Origin of the sequence: Actinomadura violacea (assembly GCF_017573465.1) — a bacterium.
In the GTDB taxonomy this organism is placed as follows: Bacteria; Actinomycetota; Actinomycetes; order Streptosporangiales; family Streptosporangiaceae; genus Spirillospora; species Spirillospora violacea.
In genome coordinates, this window is the sequence record NZ_JAGEPF010000033.1 from 1 (window position 1) to 18,948 (window position 18,948).

An 18,948-nucleotide genomic window follows, 5' to 3' on the forward strand; every position below is an offset into this window, starting at 1 on the left:
GCCTGAGCGGCGTGCCTGAGCGGCGTGCCTGAGCGGCGTGCCTGAGCGGCGTGCCTGAGCGGCGTGCCTGAGCGGCGTGCCTGAGCGGCGTGCCTGAGCGGCGTGCCTGAGCGGCGTGCCTGAGCGGGGTGGCGTGGCGAGATAGACGGCGACCTGACTGTTCTCGATGCGTCCGGCGGTGCCGGTGTACGGGCGTTGCACGCCAACCGTGTGCGTGCCCTTCTTCAGGCCGCCGGTCTTATCCACGACCAGCACCGCGTCCTGATGGTGCAGGTGCTCGACGAACGAAGCCGCGCAGGTCATCGCGTACCGCGTCTGTATCCCACCTGGCCCTGGACAGCAGGTGCTGCAGACCCTACGGGTTGGCTTCCCCGGCATGCTCGGCGAGCGTCCAGGAGTTCTTGCGGGGCAGGTCCGACAGCAGCCTGAGCACCAACGCCCGGGTCCAGTGCCGAGCCAGGCCGAACCCGTCCGCGATGCGCCCCATTGGGACCTCGAACGCCTCCTGCCAGCGGCCAGGATCATCCTGTGGCCTGCGGCCACCGACTGATCTTCTGTCTTCACACACCGATGATCACCGGTAGCCGCACCCATTCCCGGACCAGCCCGATCAGCAAGATCGCGATCTACAACTGGAGTGCTAGGTAGAACCGAAATTCGAACCTGCGTTCGAGTTTTTGGCGTGAGATCCTGATCGACTCTAGGGCGAAAGGGGGTGATTCGCCGGGCTTCGAAAATGTCGGTGGGCGCAACTACTCTGACGGTCGACCGCAGAGGCCACTATCTGACCGTTCCAAGACGAGAGGCGACCAAGGCATGGCCATGGACAGTGATGTACGCGCGCAGTTGTTGGGCGGCTTGAGCGCCGAGGCGCAGGCGATCGTCACTTCCGATGCTCGGCGCCTGCTGGTGATCGCTGGCGCCGGCGCAGGGAAGACAGAGGCCATGGCCCGCCGGATCGCCTGGTGGCACGCGCATGACGGCATCCCGAAGGATCAGATCGTGGCCTTCACCTTCACCGAGCAGGCCGCAGAGGAGATGAAGTTCCGGATCCGGAAGTACATCCAGGTCGTGGAGAAGCCCGGTGTCGATCCGAGCCTGGGCGGGATGTACGTGGGGACCATCCACGGATTCTGCCTGGAGACCCTGCGCCGACTGTGGCCCGACGAGTACCACAACGATGACGTGGTTGACGATGTCGCTCGCTACTCGCTCGTACAAGAAGGTTACAACTTTCTCCTCGGGCTATCCCGGTTGGAGAAAGCCCTCCAGGACGAGGAGGGCAAGCCGTACTATTCGCGCGGTCGTACGATTGAGTATTTTCTGAACGCCTACGATCTGCTGAATGAGTACGACCAGCTCGACGTGGAACTCGCGCCAGGACCGCGTCCGGGATTCGGCGCCGAGCAGGACTGGTGCAAGCAGGCGGTTCTTCGGACGGCGGTCGGTGACGGACCGGTCGCCCAGGCGTTCGCCACAGCCGCGGCTCGCTACTACGCCTACCTGAGGTGTCGGCACTTCCTCGACTTCAGCACGGCGCAGTCGGAACTGACGCGGCGCCTGCGCGCGGACGAAGGCGCACTGGAGACCCTACGTGGCTCTGTCACCCACCTCGTCGTCGACGAGGTGCAGGACATCAATCCGGTGCAAGAAGAGATCCGGCAGATGCTGGTCGACGAGCTGGACGGTTGGCTGACCGCTGTCGGTGACCATCGGCAGGCAATCTATGGCTGGCGGGGAGGCCGGATCGACATCATGGCCGACCTTGCGGCGGAGCTCGCCGACGACCCTGAGGGAGATGTTCTCGACCTGACCGCCAACTATCGCTCGACGCCACGGATCATCGAGGTCTCCAACCGCTGGAACACCACGATCAACGTGCCGGGCAGCATGTCCAGTCCGGACATGACCCACGGTCGGGCAGGGCGCATCGACGTCGCGCCTCAGCACGTTGGGATCGTCGATTTCGAGGGCGAGCGACCTGACGAGGCCGCGTGGATCGCCGAGGCCATTCGTGATCTGGTCCCCTCTGAGGAACGGGGGGCGGCGCACGACACCCTGGACGGAGAGCGCGGGATCACCTACTCGGACGTCGCGGTGCTCGTCCGTACCACCACCGATGCGCGCACCTACATGCAGGCGCTTCGGGACGCGGGGATTCCGGCCGTCGTCAAGGCGGGGCCGGACCTCTTCGCACAGCCGGAGATCCTGCTGTTCGCAGCAGCCCTCTCCCTCTCGGGTGGACGCGACAAGTTCTACGGCTCCGCATGGAACCAGCGCTCCCTGCCCAATCGACTCAAGAACGTCCTCGGGGTCGACAACGCCGACCTGCCTGGTACGGCCCAACGCGCCATCAAGGCAGCCTTCGCCGTACTCTCCGCCGACGGACTTCGAGTGGCCTCGGACGCAGCCGACAGGCTGATCGCCGCCTCGGAGGCGATGGCGAGCCGACTGGCCGGTCGGCCGCTGAGCAGAGCTCAGATCATTGGCCTCAAGACCCCGGAACTGCGGAAGTGGCTGGCAGGCGCCGGGCCTGTGCGCAGGGTCTTCCCCCAAACGATGCTCCAGTGGCTGATGTCTGAGAGCGGCGTCGCGGACTGGGACGTTCAGGCCAATCGAGCCATCGCTGCGATGTACCACCTCGGACAACTCAGCTCACTCGTCACCGGTATCGAGACGCCGGGCTGGACGAGGGCGAAGTCCTATGCACATCAGATCACCAGCCTCCTGCTCTGGGGAACGGAGTCGGCGCGCCCGCAGGAGGCGCCACTCCTCGCCACCCCTGACGCGGTCACCGTCACCACCGTTCACAGCGTGAAGGGCCTTCAGTACGCCGCGGTCTTCGTCGCCGACGTATGTAGCTATCGCTTCCCCAGCAGCAACGCCAAGAAGAAGCCCTCTCTGCCCTTCTCCGGGTCGATCACCCAGATCATCGATCCGGCCATGCTCGCGGACAACGACAACAACGACGACGAGCGGCGCCTGATGTACGTCGCAGTAACCCGCGCCGAACGCTTCCTCTTCATCTCGTCCAGCAAGCCTTCGAAGTTCTTCAAGGAACTCCGGAAGATCATCAACGATGTGGGCGGAAGCGGCTGGGTCTCGCCCGGCGACATTCCGCAGCCGCTGCCGAGCCTTCGGCCGGTCCCCAGTGAACGCAGCCGCGAAGACCGTCTGATCACCTCGTTCTCAGACCTGCGCTACTACCTGGAGTGCCCGCACGACTTCTACCTCCGCAAGGTTTTGGGCTTCACGCCGACCATCGACCAGGCCTTCGGCTACGGCAGGGGCGTCCATAACCTGATGCGAGCCGTCCACGCCGACCCGGCCCACTGGGCTGCGTTGGCCGCAGACCCCGCGGCCCTGCGCCGGGAGATTCAAGGCCTAATCGACCGTGGCCTGTTCTACCTGCGCCATACCACCGGCGAGCCGGCAGACAACATGCATCGCCGCGGAGTCGAGATCGTCAGCGACTACGTTCGCACCTACGTTGAGGAGCTCCGCCGTCTCACCTTCGAACCGGAACGCGAGTTCGAGGTTCTCGTACCCGGCGAGAATGTGCTGGTCTCCGGCGCCATCGACGTGGTCCGCCTTGACTCGCCACCCCGCGTGACGATCATCGACTTCAAGTCCGGGGAGCGGGAGACCGACAAGCACGACGCCCTGGACGAGGACGAGATGAAGCTTCAGGTCTCGCTCTACGCCGTTGCCGCGCGCCAGGAGCTCGAGTACGAACCGGAACGCGGCCTCGTCCGGTACCTGGGTGAACGGGACCCTGCCCGAAAGGAACTCGAGGTTCCCCTGGCAGAGCACGTCGTGAGTGACAGTCTGGAGACGGTAAAGACCCTCGCCGGTGGCATCCAACGCCGCCAGTTCCGCCTTGGCCCCCGGAAGACCGACAAGAACGGCGAGCACCGATGCGGCACCTGTGACTGGTTCCGCATCTGTGGTCTCAGCACACCGACCCCAGCCCCGTGAGGCTGGAGCAGACGATTAGGCCCACCACTTCTTCGGCAGCACCTCCACGACCATGAAGATCCCCAGTCGAGTGAGTGCTCAGGGTCTCGTCGTAGGCCCCGATGTTGCCTGCACTCCGAGTTCCAGCCGGCAGGCCTCGACGGTCGGAGGCGTGTCTCGACCGTCTGGATCCCGTCGAAAGACGCCGGAAGATACTCCACCACGTGCAGGGGAGCGGGCGAGTCGCCGGTCGCTGAGAAGCGTGCCACGGCGAAGGCATTGATCAATGCGCGGAGCGATGCTCTTCGGATCGCGTGGATGACGGATCCTTTCGACTCCGGTGGTTTCGCGGTCTTTTATGGCGGACGAGGAGGGGACCGCCGGCGGCGAGGGACCGGCGGATGGCATCGTCGAAAGAAGCTTCTCGGGGAAGGTGGCTAAGGCATGGTCCCCCTCGCCGCTAAACTCGGCAGGGATCAGGCTTCGGATACCGGTGAGTGCTCTTTGCACGAGTTGACGCACTTGCTCACGGCTGACTCCGTGGAGCCGACCGATCTCCTCGAGGGTCCATGCCCGGTCATCGATGATGCCGATTCGATGGCGTAGGACATCGCCCTCTCGCTCGGGAAGCAGGTCCAGCTGATGTGCGAGCATCATCGCCTCGGTCAGCCGTAACAGCGGACTGTGCCGCCTCCACGCTCCGTTCCATTTCTCCACAGATATGGCATCTCTGGGGTTCGGACCCACCTTCGACTTCGTGTGTCATCGGGCAAACTCCGCGAGCCAGTTTGTCAAGTGCCTCCTGTGCGGATTCGCGAGAGGCCCAGTAGCCGAGTCCTGGCACTTCAATGACTTCAGTGCCGGGCATGTACTTGCTCTCAGTGATGAGGATCTCTGGTGTGATCCCATCGGTGTTCAACTCCATGCTTACCCCAAAATGGCCTTTGGTGCGGCAACTCCGTTCCCTTGCACGCTTGCGCTAACAAGGTACCTATGTGGTGTGGTGTGGGAGCTGGTTCGATAATCGCCTCTACCTCCGTGAAGCCATGGGTTTCGAGGATAGTTGCCCAGGTGGCTGGCTCGTAGGACCAGCGGTAGAGCCAGACTTGGCGGCCGGTTAGGCCAGTGGCGTAAGTGCCTTGGATGCCGTAGGCGCCTGGGACTGGCGCGGCGTGGGAGAAGACAAGCTTGCCGCCTGGGGTCAGGTGGTCGTGGATGAGCGGGAGCAGGTCTTCCGGGTTGGTGAACCAGACCGCACCCCAGATGGAGTAGATGGTGTCCCAGCGGCGGGTGGTGGTGGCGAGGTAGTCGAGGACGTCGCCGTGTTCGAAGTGGGCTTTGGAGAGGTGGGCCCAGCGGGTCCGTGCTTTCTCACATTGGGCTGGGGAGATGTCCAGGCCGGTTGCGGTGATGCCCTTGGTGGCCAGGGCTGCTATGGCGTCGCCTCGGCCCGAGCCGAGCTCCAGAACCGTCGCGGGGTGGCCGAGCAGTTCGTCGCCGGGGCCGTGGCCTGGGTACTGGGTCCAGCCAAAGGCGTTTCTGAGGGCTTCGTCGAGGGGTTGGTCCGGGACGCCTTCTGCGTAGTGGTCCCAGTAGGTCGTCTGGTCAGTGATTGTGGGCGACATGTCGGCGGTTCCTCGCGAGTGTGGGATGGCGGAGCCCGGTGCCACGGTAGCTTCGCGGGATGTCAGCCGACTGTCAGACGAGGCGCGAGCCCGCTGAGTGTTGGCTGCTGGGCCTTTCTGTACGGCGGGCTCGGTCCCTGTGGCAGCCGTACAGGGCCGTTCGGGTGATGCCAGCGCATGGGGCGGGAGTCACGGGGGCGTGGTGGGCTCGTCGGGCAGCTTGGCTCGCGAACTGCTGGCCGGTTGGTGGCGATCATGCGTTGGGCGGCGCCGGAGCCGCGTTCAGATGGCCGCTGAAGGAGCTGGGATGTGGCCAGCGGGTGATGGTGCGTGACCCTGGATGTTGTGGGGTCGCGTCTGGGGGCGGGGTCAGATGGGGGTCAAAAGATCTTGAGGCCGGTCTCCTTAGTGGAGAACCGGCCTCTGACCTGGCGTTATCTGTCGGGGTGGCGGGATTTGAACCCACGACCTCTTCGTCCCGAACGAAGCGCGCTGCCAAGCTGCGCTACACCCCGGTGGTGGCTGCCCGGGAGTCGTACGTGCTCCCGGCGCTTAGACCACTTTAGCGGATGTTCGGGAGTGCTGCGTCCATGATTTACGGGCTGTGAAGCCGGTCACGGCGCCGGACGGGGTGAGGGCGATGTCGGTGAGGCCGGCGGCGGTGAGCCAGGCGCGGAGGTCGGCGGTGGTGCCGGAGGGGCCGAAGAGGCCGAGGCGGCGCATGAGGGCGAAGAGGGCGTCGTGGCGGGGGGTGGTGCCGCGGACGAGGGTGGTGCCTCGGAGGGTGCCGCCGGGGCGGAGGACGCGGGCCAGTTCGCGGAGGGCGGCGGCGGGGTCGGGGAGGCAGTGGAGGCCGTTGTAGGTGAGGCAGGTGTCGAAGGTGGACGAGGGGAAGGGGAGGTTTGTTATGTCCGCTTGGAGGAGGGTGCGGGCGCCTCGGCGGCGGGCGCGGTGGAGCATCGATGGGGAGAGGTCGGCGGAGACGTGCTGGGTGCCCACAGGCGCCAGGCCGCCGCCGCAGGGGATGTCCAGGGTCGGGCCCGCGGGGCGGAGAGCGAGGCTCCGCCACAGGTGGGTTATGTCGTAGCCCCAGAGGACGCGGGCGGCCAGCCGGGAGATCGTGGGGTTGTGGACGCCGGCGTCGTAGAGGGCGGCTTGGAGGTGGGAGGTCTTCCAGTTCACCGGGGGACGAGGGTGAGGAGGGAGGCCTCCGGGGGGCAGCAGAAGCGCATGGGGGCCTTGGGGGAGGTGCCCAGGCCGGCGGAGACGTGCAGCCAGGAGCCGCGGTGGCGGTGCAGGCCCTTGACGCGGGGACGGTCGATGCCGCAGTTGGTGGCGAGGGCGCCGTAGAAGGGGACGCAGACCTGGCCGCCGTGGGTGTGGCCGGCGAGCAGGAGGTCGTAGCCGTCGGCGGTGAAGCGGTCGAGGTTGCGGGGCTCGGGCGAGTGCATGACGCCGAGGTGGACGTCGGCCTGCGGGTCGACGGGGCCGGCGATCTTGTCGTAGCGGTCCCGGTTGATGTGGGAGTCGTCGATGCCGCCGAACTCGACGTCGAGTTCGCCGACCTTGAGGCGCCCGATCCGGTTGTTGAGGTCGAGCCAGCCGGCGGCCTGCAGGGACGAGCCGAGCTCGCGGTAGGGCAGGTCGGGTTCGCGGCGGTGCCGCTTGTAGTCGGACTTGCTGGTGCGCCAGATGTAGCGCAGGGGGTTCTTGAAGATCGGGGAGTACAGGTCGTTGGACCCGTAGACGAAGACGCCGGGACGGTCCAGGAGGGGGCCCAGGGCGTCCAGGAACGGGCCGATGGCGTCGCGGTGCGAGAGGGTGTCGCCGGTGTTGACGACGAGGTCGGGCTCCAGGGCGTCCAGGGAGCGGACCCAGTGGATCAGGCGGGACCGGCCAGGCGTCAGGTGCGCGTCGGAGATGTGCAGGATCTTGACCGGGGGACGGCCGGGCGGCAGCACCGGCACGTCGAAGCGGCGGAGCCGGAACCAGTTCCGCTCGATCACCGAGGCGTACCCGAAGGTCGCGGCGCCCGCGCCCAGGAGGCCGAGGGACGCGGCGTAGATCTTTCGCACGGTTCTCCCTTCTCTGGTGTCCATGGTTCCAGACACGGGCGGCTCGCGGTAATCCTGATGAGGCGGCCGGGTTCGTGCGGGCATGATGTGACCATGAGTGCCCTGAAGGAGAAGCTCGAGACCGACCTGTCGGCGGCGATGAAGGCGCGCGACGAGGTGCGCACGCGGACGCTGCGGATGGCGCTGACGGCCGTGAAGAACGAGGAGGTCGCCGGGAAGCGGTCGCGCGAGCTGTCCGACGACGACGTGGTGAAGGTGCTGACCCGGGAGGCGAAGAAGCGCCGGGAGGCCGCCACGGCGTTCGGCGACGCGGGTCGCGCGGCGCAGGCGCAGGCCGAGCGGGACGAGGGCGCGGTGCTGGAGGAGTACCTGCCGGCGCAGCTGTCCGAGGCGGAGCTGACCGCGCTGGTCGCGGACGCGATCGCCGAGACGGGTGCGGCGGGGCCGCGGGCGATGGGCCAGGTCATGAAGGTCGTGAACCCGAAGGTCGCGGGACGCGCCGAGGGCGGCCGGGTCGCCGCGGAGGTCAAGCGGCAGCTCGCGGAGTGAGCGCAGGGCCCGGCGGCGGCCGGGCCCTGCCCGCGGGCGCGGCTAGTGCCGCTGCCGGTGCTCCAGGTCGATGGCGGCCCGCCACAGGCCGATCATGGTTCCGGGCCTTCGCCGGGCACCTCGGACCAGCCGCGGAACTTCTTGGCGACCCGCCGCAGGGCCTTGTCGCCGGGGTGCGCGTCGATCTGGAAATGGCCCCTCCTTGGGCTGTTTCGGGTCGTCGCCGCCCCACCTGACCACCCCGCCGCACTCGGCGAGGACGTCTCGGACGATCAGGAGTTCGTAGCCGAGCAGGTTGCCGGCCGAGCCGGTGGGATAGAGGTCGGGGCGGACGGCGATGGCGGTGCCGGACAGGTAGTTCGACTCGAACGGCGCGGCGACGTCCGGCGCGGACCGCCATCCCAGCACGGCGAGGGCCGGCTCCCGGTCGTGGCGCGGGCGCTCTCGCGGTTCCCCACAGGGCGCCGCTCGCCGTCAGGGTCCCTGTCACCGCCAGGACGCGTCTGCGTGAAACGAGGTCATCCGTCCTCACGGGGCCGGTCTCCCATCTCGGCGGTGTGTTCGGTGGGGTGCGGGGGCGTCCGGACGGCGGCCACCACGGCCGCCACCGCTGCGGCGGCCAGGAGGACGAGCAGTGGGGTGACGAATCCGGGGACCAGATCGGTCGACGTGCCGTCGTCCCAGTTGCACCTGAAGGCCGGCGGGAACCAGTGCTCCTCGATCGGCGGCGAAGCCGGCGGCCGGCCCGCGCAGTACTCGCCGGCGGACCGCGGATCGATGAACGGGGCCTCGAACAACGCCCAGGCGTAGACGACGGCCGCCGCGAACGACGACGCGATCGCGCACAGGATGAAACCGCTGCGTCGCACCGCTCTAGATCTCCCCTTCGGCGCGGAGTTCGCGTACGTGCGCGTTCTCCTGATCGGCCTTCTTCGCCAGGATCTCGGCGAAGCCCTCGCAGAACTCGTCCATCTTGCTGGAGGGGAGGTCGACGGGCGGGATGACGTCGAAGCCGACCGTCTTCTCGGTCACGCCGACCTTGAGGACGTTCAGTTCGGTGTCGTCCGTGGGGAGCAGCATGTTCCTCGCCGGCTTCTTCGCGTCGTCGCCGGCTGTCGCGGCGCCATTCGGAACGGTCTTGTGCCGGCATTTCTCCGCCCTCGCATCAGGGAAGATCAGTGCCGATCCGCCGCGCCGGGGACCGCGGGCGACGGGAGAACAAGCCCTGGAAGCGGAAGAGGGCCCGGCTCCGCGATGCGGAGCCGGGCCCTCTTTTCACCGAATTCCTCGGCCGGAAACGGTCAGTGGCCGGGCGGCGGCCAGCCGGGGTAGCCGTTGCCGCCCCCGCCTCCCGCGCCGCCGCCTCCGCCGTTCTTCTTCTTGCCGCTGCTGACGTAGAGGAAGACGGTGGTGCCGGGCGGGACCTTGGCACCCGCGTCCGGCGAGGTCGACACGACCGTGCCCTTCGGCTGGTCGGAGTCAACGGACCCGGACGCGACCTGCACCTTCAGGTCGGCGCCCTTGAGCTTGGCCCGCGCGGCGGCGACCGTCATGCCCTTCACCTTCGGGACGCTGGTGGTGTCGCCGAAGTCGCGGGACGGGGTGTTGAAGTCGGGGGCGGGCTGGCCGGCGAGCGCGGACTGCATGCTCTGCTGCCAGATGCCGCCGGGCGTGTCCGCGCCGTACACGCCGTAGACCTTGTACTGCCAGGGGCCGCGGTAGTCCCAGTAGGCGGTGGCGGCGGCGAGGTTCGGGGTGAAGCCGGCGAACACCGCGCAGGTGAACTCCTCACAGGTGCCGGTCTTGCCGGCGGCGGGGCGGCCGATGCCGCGGCCCGCGGCGGTGCCCTTGGTGAGGACGCCCTTGAGAATGGAGTCGACCTTGTCGGCGACGGCCTGGTCGACGGCCTGGTGGCAGTCCTGCTTGGGCAGCTTCAGCTGCTTGCCGTCGGAGTCGATGACCTGCGTGACGGAGATGGGCGCGCAGTACTTGCCGCGGGCGGCGAAGCCGGCGTAGGCGGCCGCGAGGTGCACCATGTCGATGTCGTTGGTGCCGAGGACCTGCGACGGGACGGGTGCGAGCTCCTCGCCGTTGCCCTTCTTCATGCCGAACGCCTTGGCCATGTTGACGGCGTCGCAGACGCCGACGCGCTTCTCCAGCTGGGCGTAGAAGGTGTTGACCGAGTGCCACGTCCCGGACTTGAGGTCGAAGTTGCCGGCCTCGCTGTCACCGGCGTTGTGGAGCGTCCAGGTGCCGCCGCCGGCCATCTGGTTCTTGTACTTCGTCCCGTTGATGGTGCCGGTGTACTTGCAGGGCTGGAAGCCGCTGACGGTCGTCGTCTGCGGCGAGTTGATCGAGGTGCTGACCGGGATGCCCTCGTCCAGGGCTGCGGCGAGCGTGAAGGTCTTGAAGGTGGAGCCGGCGGACACGCCGGTGCCGCCGCCGTGGTGGGAGTCGGCGGGCAGGTTGATGGTGGTGCGGCCCTTGCCCGCGCCGAACCGCTTGCTCAGCCCGATCGCCTTGATCCTGCCGGTGCCGGGCTCGACCATCGCCTCCGCGCCGACGCGGTTGCCGGCGGGCGCGACGTGGCCGCGCAGCGCCCGGTCGACGGCGTTCTGGGCCTTCATGTCGAGGGTGGTGCGGATGGTGTAGCCGCCGCGGTTCAGCTTGTTGACGACGGTCTCCTGCTCCTTCGGCGTCATCGACCAGTACTTGCCGTTGGACAGGATGTCGAGCATGTCGTACTTGACGTACTCGCAGAAGTAGGGCGCCGCGCTGGACTCGCAGCCGCCGACCGGGTCGGTGCGGTTCAGCAGGATGGGCTTGGCGGCCTCGGTGTCGGCCTGCGCCTTGGAGATGTGCCCGAGCTGCTGCATCCGGTAGAGGACGATGTCGCGCCGCTTGCGCGCCTCCTTCGGGTTGCGGATCGGGTCGTACAGCGTCGGGTTCTGCGTGATCCCGGCGAGGAGCGCGGCCTGCCCGAGGGTCAGCTTGGAGGCGGGGACGCTGAAGTAGCGCTTGGCGGCGGCCTGGATGCCGTACGCGCCGGCGCTGAAGTACGCGACGTTGAGGTAGCCCTCGAGGATCTGGTCCTTGGTCATGTGCTGCTCGATGTCGAGCGCGTAGCGCAGCTCGCGCAGCTTGCGGCCCACGGTCGGGGCCGTGACCTCCTTGTACTCGTCCTGGGTCGTCGCCTGGTCGACGAGCAGGTTCTTCACGTACTGCTGGGTGAGGGTGGACCCGCCCTGCGTCTGCTCGGACTCGACGTTGGAGGCCAGCGCGCGGATCGTGCCCTTGAGGTCGAGCGCGCCGTGCTGGTAGAAGCGCGAGTCCTCGATGTCGACCATCGCCTGCCGCATGATGGGGGCGACCTGGTCGAGCCGGACGGATTCGCGGTACTTGTCGAAGAACGTGGCGACCTGCTTGCCGTTGGCGTCGTACATCACCGTCTTCTCCGACGGCGGTGTCGTCTTCAGGTTGCTGTCCATGTTCTCGAAGTTGTTCGCGGCGTCGCGCGCGGTCAGTCCCGCGCTGCCGACGCCGGGCAGCGCGATGAACGCGACCAGGACGCCCGCGACGACACCCGCTCCCAACAGCCTGAACAGTGTGGAGAAGGCCTTACCCCGAGCTAGCTTCGCATCGCGCACGGGGTCTAGGGTACGCGGGACGACCAGTGCATACGGGACAGGTCCCCCCGGGTCCGGGCGCAGCGGGGCGCCGGCGCCGGCCGTTCGTCCGGTATGTGCCTCTCGTGACAACCTGCGCCGTGTCTGGCGCGTCAACTACAGGTAACTAGTCCGTTCCGGCGGTATGGCCCCGGTGGGCTATATCGAGAATGGGCCCATCGGGGTCTGTTGAATCGTCCCTCGCTTCCGTAAGTTCTTCCCCACGGCTTTCGTTTGGCGGCCTGACGTCCGCGCCCGTCCGGCCAAGGAGCGCAAATCGACACAGACCCTAGGGGAGTGGGGCCAAGATGTGGATCACGGATTGGACCGCCCGCGCCGCCTGCCGTAACGCGGATCCGGATGCCCTGTTCGTGCAGGGAGCGGCGCAGAACCGGGCCAAGCTCATCTGCCGCGGCTGCCCGGTGCGCACGGAGTGTCTCGCCGACGCCCTCGACAACAGGATCGAGTTCGGCGTCTGGGGCGGCATGACGGAGCGGGAGCGCCGCGCGCTCCTACGGCGCCGGCCGGACGTGCTTTCATGGCGCGACCTGTTGGAGACCGCCAAGGAGGAGTACGAGCGGTCCGTCGAGTCCGACGAGGAAGAACTCGTCGCGAGCTGAGCGGCGACCGGAAGGTCGGCGATAGTGCGGCTGCGGGCCCGTACCGATGGGTACGGGCCTGCCGCCGCGTCCACCCATGCTCACACCGCGCACTCATGTCGGCGCACCGTGTGCCGGGTGTTCGCGTGCTCATGCCTCCAGGGGCTGCACGGTGAACTGGTAGTCGTAGCGGATGAGGTCGTCCTCGCCGAGGACGAGGAGCACCCGCGCGGCCCACGCGACGCCGCCGTCGGGCGTGACCAGCCGCACGGTGAACGTGACGGCGTTGTGGTGGCCGAACACGTCGCCCGCGCACGTCACGGCGTACTTGCCGCTGCCCACGAACTCGCCGTACGCCTCCGCGATCCGGTCCGCCAGCTCGGCGTGGCCGCGGAACCGCGCGCCCTCGACGAGCTCGACGCCGTCCTCGGCCCACAGCGCGGCGATGGCGGCGCGGCGCGCGGCGGCGTCGGGTTCGCTCCACACCGCCACGTACCGGCGGGCGATGTCCTCGATCGCGGCGGGCTGCAGCTCGTAGTCGATGGCCTGCGTCATCGTCGGTCTCCTTCCGTCCGGCCCGGCGGGCCGTCGCAACGACCCTCGCGGCTGCCGCACGGGCAGGGTCAACGCGCGCGCACGAGCGAGACCCTCCCCCAAGGGGAGAGCCCACAATGGGCGGCATGACGTACCTGTCCATCGGGGACTTCTCGCGCGCCACCCACATGAGCGTCAAGACGCTGCGGCACTACCACCGGGTCGGGCTCCTCGAACCCGCCCATGTGGACCCGGCCACCGGCTACCGCCGCTACACCGCCGAGCAGATCCCGACCGCGCAGGTCATCCGCCGCTTCCGCGACCTCGGCATGCCGCTGGACGACATCGACGCGGTCCTCGCCGCGCCGGACGTGCCCGCCCGCAACGAGCGGATCGTCGCGCACCTGCGCCGGCTGGAGGACGACCTCGGCCGCACCCGCCGCTCCGTCGCCGCGCTGCGCGACCTCCTCGCGCCTCCCCCGGCGGACGCGTCGGCGAACGTGGAGCTGCGCAGCGTCCCGGCGGTGCGGGCCGCCGCGATCACCGAGGTCGTCGACGTCGCCGACATGGCCGCGTGGTTCCAGGGCGCGCTCGGCGAGCTGTACGGGACGGTCGCGGCGCAGGGCGTGTCCGAGGCCGGGCGCGCCGGCGGGGTCTTCGCCGACGAGCTGTACACCCGGCACCGCGGCGAGGCGACGATCTTCCTGCCGTGCGCCGGGGCCGTCCGCCCGATGGGCCGGGTCGTCGGGTGCGAGGTGCCGGCGGCGGAGCTCGCCGTCATCACCCACCACGGGCCGCCCGACGACGTGGACCGTTCCTACGGCACGCTCGCCGCGTACGTCTCGCGGCACGCGCTCGCGGTGGACGGCCCGATGCGCGAGTACTACCTCACCGGCCGCCGCGAGACGGCCGACGCCGGGCAATGGCGCACCGAGATCGGCTGGCCCGTCTTCCAGACCGCCCCGTCCCCCACCTGACCCCGGCCCGTACGGATCCGCGCCCCGCCGCGCAAGCACGCCTGGGGGTAGTGTTCGCCGAGCCGAGCCGAGCCGAGCCGAGCCGAGCCGAGCCGGCGCGCGGGTGCGTTGTCTGACCGGCGGGGCGAAGCCGAAGGCGAGCCCCGCCGGGAAGCTCGCGAAGCGAGGCCGCGCCCGCCCAAGCACGGTCAAGCGCCGAGCCCCTAGGCGAGGCGCTTGGGCCGAGCTTGTATCGACACAGCCAGGTCGTCGCCGACCTGGCGGAGGCCTTCGAGGTCGTGGACGTCCTCGGCCTGCGCGGGGACGGCGGTGACCGGGACGGTCGGGTGCGTCGAGGCGAAGTGGTCGCGGAGGCGTTCCTCGCGGGCGGCGAGCTGCATGCGGTCGGTGTGCAGGCGCAGCAGCGTGGCGGTCAGGGTGTGCTCGCCGCGCTCGTCGAGGGTCTCGGCGGCGGCCTGGCTGCGGGCGGCGGACAGGCCGTCGGCGGCGGATTCGTGGACGCGGTTGACGACGAGCCCGGCGAGCGGCATCCGCTCTTCGGCGAGCCGCTCGACGAAGTAGGACGCCTCGCGCAGCGCGTCCGGTTCGGGGGCGGCGACGACGAGGAACGCGGTGCCGGGGGTCTGGAGCAGCTTGAACGTCTTGTCGGCGCGTTCGCGGAACCCGCCGAACATCGTGTCGAACGCGGCGACGAAGGTCTGCACGTCGCGCAGCAGCTGGACGCCGAGCACCTTGTTGATCGCGCCGGTGAACATGCCGAACCCGGCGCTGATCACCTTGACGCCGAACCGGCCGCCGGTCTTGGCGGGGGCGGCGAGGATCTTCATGAAGCGGCCGTCGAGGAAGCGGCCCATCCGCTCGGGCGCGTCCAGGAAGTCCAGGGCGTTGCGGGACGGCGGGGTGTCGACGATGATCAGGTCCCAGGCGCCGGAGCGGTGCAGCTGCCCGAGCTTCTCCATCGCCATGTACTCCTGCGTGCCCGACAGGGACGAGGAGAGCGACTGGTAGAAGGGGTTGGCGAGGATCTGCTTGGCCCGGTCGGGGTCGGCGTGCGCCTCGACGATCTCGTCGAAGGTCCGCTTCATGTCGAGCATCATGGCGTGCAGCTCGCCGTCGCCGTCGATCTCGATCTTGCGCGGGTTGTTGTCCAGCTCGGACAGGCCCATGGACTGGGCGAGGCGGCGGGCCGGGTCGACGGTGAGGACGACGACGTCGCGGCCGCGCTCGGCGGCGCGGACGCCGAGGGCCGCGGCGGTGGTCGTCTTGCCGACGCCGCCGGACCCGCAGCACACGATGATCTTGGTGCGCGGGTCGTCGAGCAGGGCGTCGACGTCCAGCGCGGGCGGGTTCTTGGTGGGGCTCATGAGGTCTCCAAGATCACGCGGCGCCTTGTGCGCGGAGGGCGGCGGCCAGGTCGTACAGGCCGGCGAGGTCCATGCCGTCCGACAGTATCGGCAGCGTGTAGCGGGGCCGGTCGACCGACTCCAGCCGCTCCTTCTCGCGGCGCTGCAGCGCGGTGCGGCGGGCGTGCTCGCCGGCCTCGGCGGCCAGGACCGCGGCGATGGACTCGGCGTCGTGCTCCAGCCCGGCGGCCTTCACCCCGCGCAGGATCTCGTCGGTGTCCAGGGTGCCGGCGGCGGCCGCGGCGAGGTCGTCCTCGGACAGCACGGGCTGGTGCTCCATGTTGACGATGACGCCGCCGACGGGCAGCCCCACCTCGGTGAGCTCGCGGATGCCGTCCATCGTCTCCTGGACGGGCATCTCCTCCAGCAGCGTGACGAAGTGGACCGCGGTCTCGGGGCTGCGGACGACCTTCATCACGGTGTCGGCGTGGTTGCGGACCGGGCCGACCTTGGCGAGCCCGGACACCTCGTCGTTGACGTTGAGGAACTTGGTGATCCGGCCGGTGGGCGGGGCGTCCATGACGACGGCGTCGTAGATGAACGAGCCGTCCTTCTTGCGGCGCCGCACGGACTCGGAGGTCTTGCCGGTGAGGATCACGTCGCGCAGGCCGGGGGCGATGGTGGTGACGAAGTCGACGATGCCGAGCTTGGTCATCGCCTTCCCGGCGCGCTTGAGGCTGTAGAACATCTCGAGGTACTCGATGAGCGCCTCTTCGGTGTCGACGGCGAGCGCGTGGACGTCCCCGCCGTCCGGGGCGATCGCGACGCGGCGCTCCTCGTAGGGCAGCGGCGGGCAGTCGAAGAGCTGGGCGATGCCCTGCCGGCCCTCCACCTCGACGAGCAGGACCTTGCGGCCGCCGGAGGCCAGGGCCAGGGCGAGTGCGGCCGCGACGGTCGTCTTGCCCGTGCCGCCCTTGCCGGTGACGACGTGGAGGCGTACGCCGTCCCAGTCGGTGTCTCTCGCGCTCACCCGATCGACCATATCGTTCACTCGGCAAGGACTTTAGAGGGCGCCCTCCCTGATGCAAGTGATCCCTGACACGGTGGTGCGCGCGTGGGTAGATCGCTTGCCCGGGCCGTTGTCTCGGGCGTGCCCGCGCGGTTAGCTGGGAAACGTGAGACCGGTCTTCGGGCCGGTACGTCCGCACCCCGACGGGTACGGACCGTCCAGGGACGAAAGGTGGCCCGTGATGGCAGCGGTGGCCCTGATCATTGTGCTGATCGTCGTGGTGGGCGGCTTGATCACGCTCGCCTCGTCGCTGCGGGTCGTGCAGCAGTTCGAGCACGGCATCGTGTTCCGGTTCGGCCAGGTGCAGCGCGGCGGGCAGCTGCGGCCCGGCGCCGTCCGCCGGCCGGGCCTGACGGCGATCATCCCGTACGCCGAGCGAATGCAGAAGGTGAACCAGCAGACGGTCACGATGGGGGTGCCTGCGCAGGACGGCATCACCCAGGACAACGTGAGCGTCCGGGTGGACGCGGTCGTGTACTTCCGGGTGGTCGACCCGGTGAAGGCGATCGTGAACGTGCAGAACTACGGGTACGCGATCTCGCAGGTGGCGCAGACGTCGCTGCGGTCGGCGATCGGCCAGGCCGACATGCAGGAGCTGCTCGGCGAGCGCGAGAAGATCAACGTCCGGCTGCGCTCGATCATCGACGAGATCACCCAGGACCCGTGGGGGATCCTGATCGAGCGGGTGGAGATCAAGGACGTGTCGCTGCCGGAGGGCATGAAGCGCTCCATGGCGCGGCAGGCGGAGGCCGAGCGGGAGCGGCGCGCGCGGATCATCACCGCGGACGGTGAGTTCCAGGCGTCCAAGCGGCTGGCCGCGGCGGCGGAGATCATGTCGCAGGACCCGGCGGCGCTGCAGCTGCGGCTGCTGCAGACGGTCGTGGAGGTGTCGGCGGAGAAGAACAGCACGCTGGTGATGCCGCTGCCGGTGGAGATCCTGCGGTTCTTCGACAAGATGGGCGGCGGCGAGTCCGGCGGTGGCGGCTCCGAGGCGAACCGGCTGGACCTGCGCGAGCGGCTCGCCAAGGCGGAGGAGGACCTGGCGAAGGCGGCCGAGCAGCCCTCGACGCTGGAGTCGGCGGAGGACGTCCCGCCGGTCATCGGGCTGGACGACCCGCGGCCGCACCACGGGCTCTCGGAGGGCGAGCGGTCCGGTGAGGTGCAGGGCCCCCGCGAGGGCGAGCGGCGCGGCATCACGGGCGGCGACCGGCCGGCGGGGGGCGGCTCCCGCGAGGACGAGCCCCCCACCGACTTCTGACGTCCGCGGCCCCGGAAGGCCCGCGGTGGCGGTTCAGCGCGCCGCGGGCACGGGGGCGGTGGTCTCGGCGGGCTTCGGCATGGTCAGGGCCCGGACGCCGGGGACGGCGGCCGTCCCCAGGCAGGTACCGCCGACGAGGACGGCGCTGACCAGTAGCGGGACGGACGGGCCCCACGCGGACGCGGCCCACGGGGCGACCGCGTAGCCGAGCGGCGCGGCGGCGAGGGAGAGCAGCCAGTCGTAGGAGGTGACGCGGGCCAGCGACCGCTGCGGGATGGTCAGCTGGACGACGGTCTCCCAGGTCGGGTTGAGCACGCCGAGCCCGGTGAGCGCCAGCCCGTACGCCGCGATGACCAGCGGCGCGGGCGCTGCGGCCGCGAGCAGCGCGAGGGGCAGCGCGAACAGGGCGAGGCCGAGGTTGGCGACGAGCACCGGCCGGTGCGGCCGGACCCGCGCCGCCAGCAGCGCCCCGGTGACGAGGCCGACGGCGCCGACCTGCACGGTCGCGACCCAGGTGCCCTCGCCGCCGAGCCGGTCGACGGCGATGGCGGGGCCGAGGGTGAGCAGCACGGCGGACGCGCCGTTCCAGGTGGCGTGCGCGATGAGGCTCGTCCAGTACCAGTCGCGGGAGCGGACCTCGTGCCAGCCTTCGGCGAGGTCGCGGAGCATGCGGCGGGTGGACCCGCCGTCCCGCGGTTCGGGGTCCGGGGCGCGGCGGACGCGGGCGAGGGCGAGCAGGGCGGCGCTGGCGGCGAACGAGGCGGAGTCCAGCAGGAACGTCCAGCCGGGCCCGGCGGTGAGGACGAGCGTGCCGGCGAGGGCGGGCCCGGCGAGCCGGGTGGCGCCGTTGGCGGTGCCGAGCAGGGCGTTGGCCCGCTGCAGGCCGCCGGGCTCGACCGTGCCGGTGATCATCGGGGCGATCGTCGGGGTCTGGAACGCGGACGCGGCGCCGCCGACCGCCTGCGCGGCGGCGAGGTGCCAGAGCCGGGGGTGGCCGCCGAGCAGCTCGATCGCGGCGAACAGCTGGGCGCCGCAGCCGGCGAGGTCGGTGGTGATGGCGACGGCGCGGGCGTTGAGCCGGTCGGCGAGGACGCCGCCGAGGGGCAGCAGGAGCAGCCGCGGCACCATCGCGCAGCCGAGCACGAGGGCGAGCGCGGAGGTGGAGCCGGTGGCGCGCAGCACGGCGAGGGCGAGCGCGGCGGGCACGGCGGCGTCGCCGGTCAGGGAGAGGACCCGGGCGGTGAACAGCAGCCGGAAGTCGCGGCCGCGCAGCGGAGGGGACATGCGCCGCAATGTA

The 18,948-nt window shown here is 69.6% G+C and carries 17 protein-coding genes, 1 tRNA gene and 1 pseudogene; 5 read left to right on the top strand and 14 right to left on the bottom strand.

What is annotated here, in order from left to right:
• Positions 1–487 (bottom strand): annotated as a pseudogene (locus J4709_RS54065) (transposase); the annotation flags it as partial.
• A gap of 329 nt (positions 488–816) precedes the next feature.
• Here J4709_RS54065 and J4709_RS41840 point away from each other — a divergent pair.
• Entirely contained in the window at positions 817–3,978 is a 3,162-nt protein-coding gene (locus tag J4709_RS41840) for an ATP-dependent helicase (RefSeq protein WP_208250489.1), read from the top strand.
• Positions 3,979–4,056: 78 nt separating this feature from the next.
• Here the strand turns inward: J4709_RS41840 and J4709_RS56270 are convergent, their stop codons facing one another.
• The 5 genes from J4709_RS56270 to J4709_RS41865 all read right to left on the bottom strand — a co-directional run bounded on the left by J4709_RS56270 (position 4,057) and on the right by J4709_RS41865 (position 7,657).
• On the bottom strand, positions 4,057–4,614 hold the full coding sequence (locus J4709_RS56270; RefSeq protein WP_372442230.1) for a sigma factor-like helix-turn-helix DNA-binding protein: 558 nt from the start codon (positions 4,612–4,614) through the stop codon (positions 4,057–4,059).
• Between the two features lie 221 nt (positions 4,615–4,835).
• A complete protein-coding gene (locus J4709_RS41850; RefSeq protein ID WP_208250493.1) occupies positions 4,836–5,582 on the bottom strand; it encodes a class I SAM-dependent methyltransferase in 747 nt (248 codons plus the stop codon).
• Between the two features lie 441 nt (positions 5,583–6,023).
• Positions 6,024–6,097, bottom strand: a tRNA-Pro gene (locus tag J4709_RS41855).
• 37 nt (positions 6,098–6,134) lie between these two features.
• Positions 6,135–6,764, bottom strand: a complete 630-nt coding sequence (locus J4709_RS41860) for a class I SAM-dependent methyltransferase (RefSeq protein ID WP_208250495.1) — start codon at positions 6,762–6,764, stop codon at positions 6,135–6,137.
• Complete coding sequence (locus J4709_RS41865; RefSeq protein ID WP_307802020.1) at positions 6,761–7,657, bottom strand: metallophosphoesterase; 897 nt, start codon at positions 7,655–7,657, stop codon at positions 6,761–6,763. Before J4709_RS41865 ends, J4709_RS41860 begins: the two co-directional genes overlap by 4 nt.
• Positions 7,658–7,750: 93 nt before the next feature.
• Here J4709_RS41865 and J4709_RS41870 point away from each other — a divergent pair, with 93 nt between their 5' ends.
• Positions 7,751–8,206, top strand: coding sequence for a GatB/YqeY domain-containing protein (locus J4709_RS41870; RefSeq protein ID WP_208250499.1), 456 nt, complete (start codon positions 7,751–7,753; stop codon positions 8,204–8,206).
• 42 nt (positions 8,207–8,248) lie between these two features.
• Here the strand turns inward: J4709_RS41870 and J4709_RS41875 are convergent, their stop codons facing one another.
• The 4 genes from J4709_RS41875 to J4709_RS41890 all read right to left on the bottom strand — a co-directional run bounded on the left by J4709_RS41875 (position 8,249) and on the right by J4709_RS41890 (position 11,799).
• Complete coding sequence (locus J4709_RS41875; protein ID WP_208250501.1) at positions 8,249–8,614, bottom strand: hypothetical protein; 366 nt, start codon at positions 8,612–8,614, stop codon at positions 8,249–8,251.
• 110 nt (positions 8,615–8,724) lie between these two features.
• The gene (locus J4709_RS41880) at positions 8,725–9,075 is read right to left on the bottom strand and encodes a hypothetical protein (protein ID WP_208250503.1); all 351 of its coding nucleotides are present in this window, start codon (positions 9,073–9,075) and stop codon (positions 8,725–8,727) included.
• Positions 9,076–9,079: 4 nt separating this feature from the next.
• Positions 9,080–9,385: a hypothetical protein gene (locus tag J4709_RS41885; RefSeq protein WP_504740149.1), complete on the bottom strand. Its 306-nt coding sequence runs from the start codon at positions 9,383–9,385 to the stop codon at positions 9,080–9,082.
• 122 nt (positions 9,386–9,507) lie between these two features.
• Positions 9,508–11,799 (bottom strand): penicillin-binding protein, encoded by a 2,292-nt coding sequence (locus J4709_RS41890; RefSeq protein ID WP_208250511.1) that lies wholly within the window; start codon positions 11,797–11,799, stop codon positions 9,508–9,510.
• A gap of 380 nt (positions 11,800–12,179) precedes the next feature.
• On the opposite strand from J4709_RS41890, the gene J4709_RS41895 reads away from it, so the two are divergent.
• The gene (locus J4709_RS41895) at positions 12,180–12,491 is read left to right on the top strand and encodes a WhiB family transcriptional regulator (protein ID WP_208250512.1); all 312 of its coding nucleotides are present in this window, start codon (positions 12,180–12,182) and stop codon (positions 12,489–12,491) included.
• Between the two features lie 129 nt (positions 12,492–12,620).
• On the opposite strand, the gene J4709_RS41900 is transcribed toward J4709_RS41895, so the two are convergent.
• On the bottom strand, positions 12,621–13,025 hold the full coding sequence (locus J4709_RS41900; RefSeq protein WP_208250514.1) for a hypothetical protein: 405 nt from the start codon (positions 13,023–13,025) through the stop codon (positions 12,621–12,623).
• Between the two features lie 125 nt (positions 13,026–13,150).
• Between J4709_RS41900 and J4709_RS41905 the strand changes: the two genes are divergently transcribed.
• Positions 13,151–13,981 carry a MerR family transcriptional regulator gene (locus J4709_RS41905; protein WP_208250515.1) on the top strand — a complete coding sequence of 277 codons (831 nt, stop codon included), beginning with the start codon at positions 13,151–13,153 and terminating at the stop codon, positions 13,979–13,981.
• Positions 13,982–14,184: 203 nt separating this feature from the next.
• Here the strand turns inward: J4709_RS41905 and bagB are convergent, their stop codons facing one another.
• Together bagB and bagA are read right to left on the bottom strand one after the other, a co-directional pair.
• Positions 14,185–15,345: an ATPase BagB gene (bagB, locus tag J4709_RS41910; RefSeq protein WP_208250517.1), complete on the bottom strand. Its 1,161-nt coding sequence runs from the start codon at positions 15,343–15,345 to the stop codon at positions 14,185–14,187.
• 13 nt (positions 15,346–15,358) lie between these two features.
• Positions 15,359–16,354, bottom strand: a complete 996-nt coding sequence (gene bagA, locus J4709_RS41915) for an ATPase BagA (RefSeq protein ID WP_307802021.1) — start codon at positions 16,352–16,354, stop codon at positions 15,359–15,361.
• A 220-nt stretch (positions 16,355–16,574) separates the two neighbouring features.
• On the opposite strand from bagA, the gene J4709_RS41920 reads away from it, so the two are divergent.
• Positions 16,575–17,651, top strand: a complete 1,077-nt coding sequence (locus J4709_RS41920) for a slipin family protein (protein ID WP_208250519.1) — start codon at positions 16,575–16,577, stop codon at positions 17,649–17,651.
• Positions 17,652–17,684: 33 nt separating this feature from the next.
• Here the strand turns inward: J4709_RS41920 and J4709_RS41925 are convergent, their stop codons facing one another.
• Complete coding sequence (locus J4709_RS41925) at positions 17,685–18,935, bottom strand: MFS transporter (protein WP_208250520.1); 1,251 nt, start codon at positions 18,933–18,935, stop codon at positions 17,685–17,687.
• Positions 18,936–18,948: the final 13 nt, after the last annotated feature.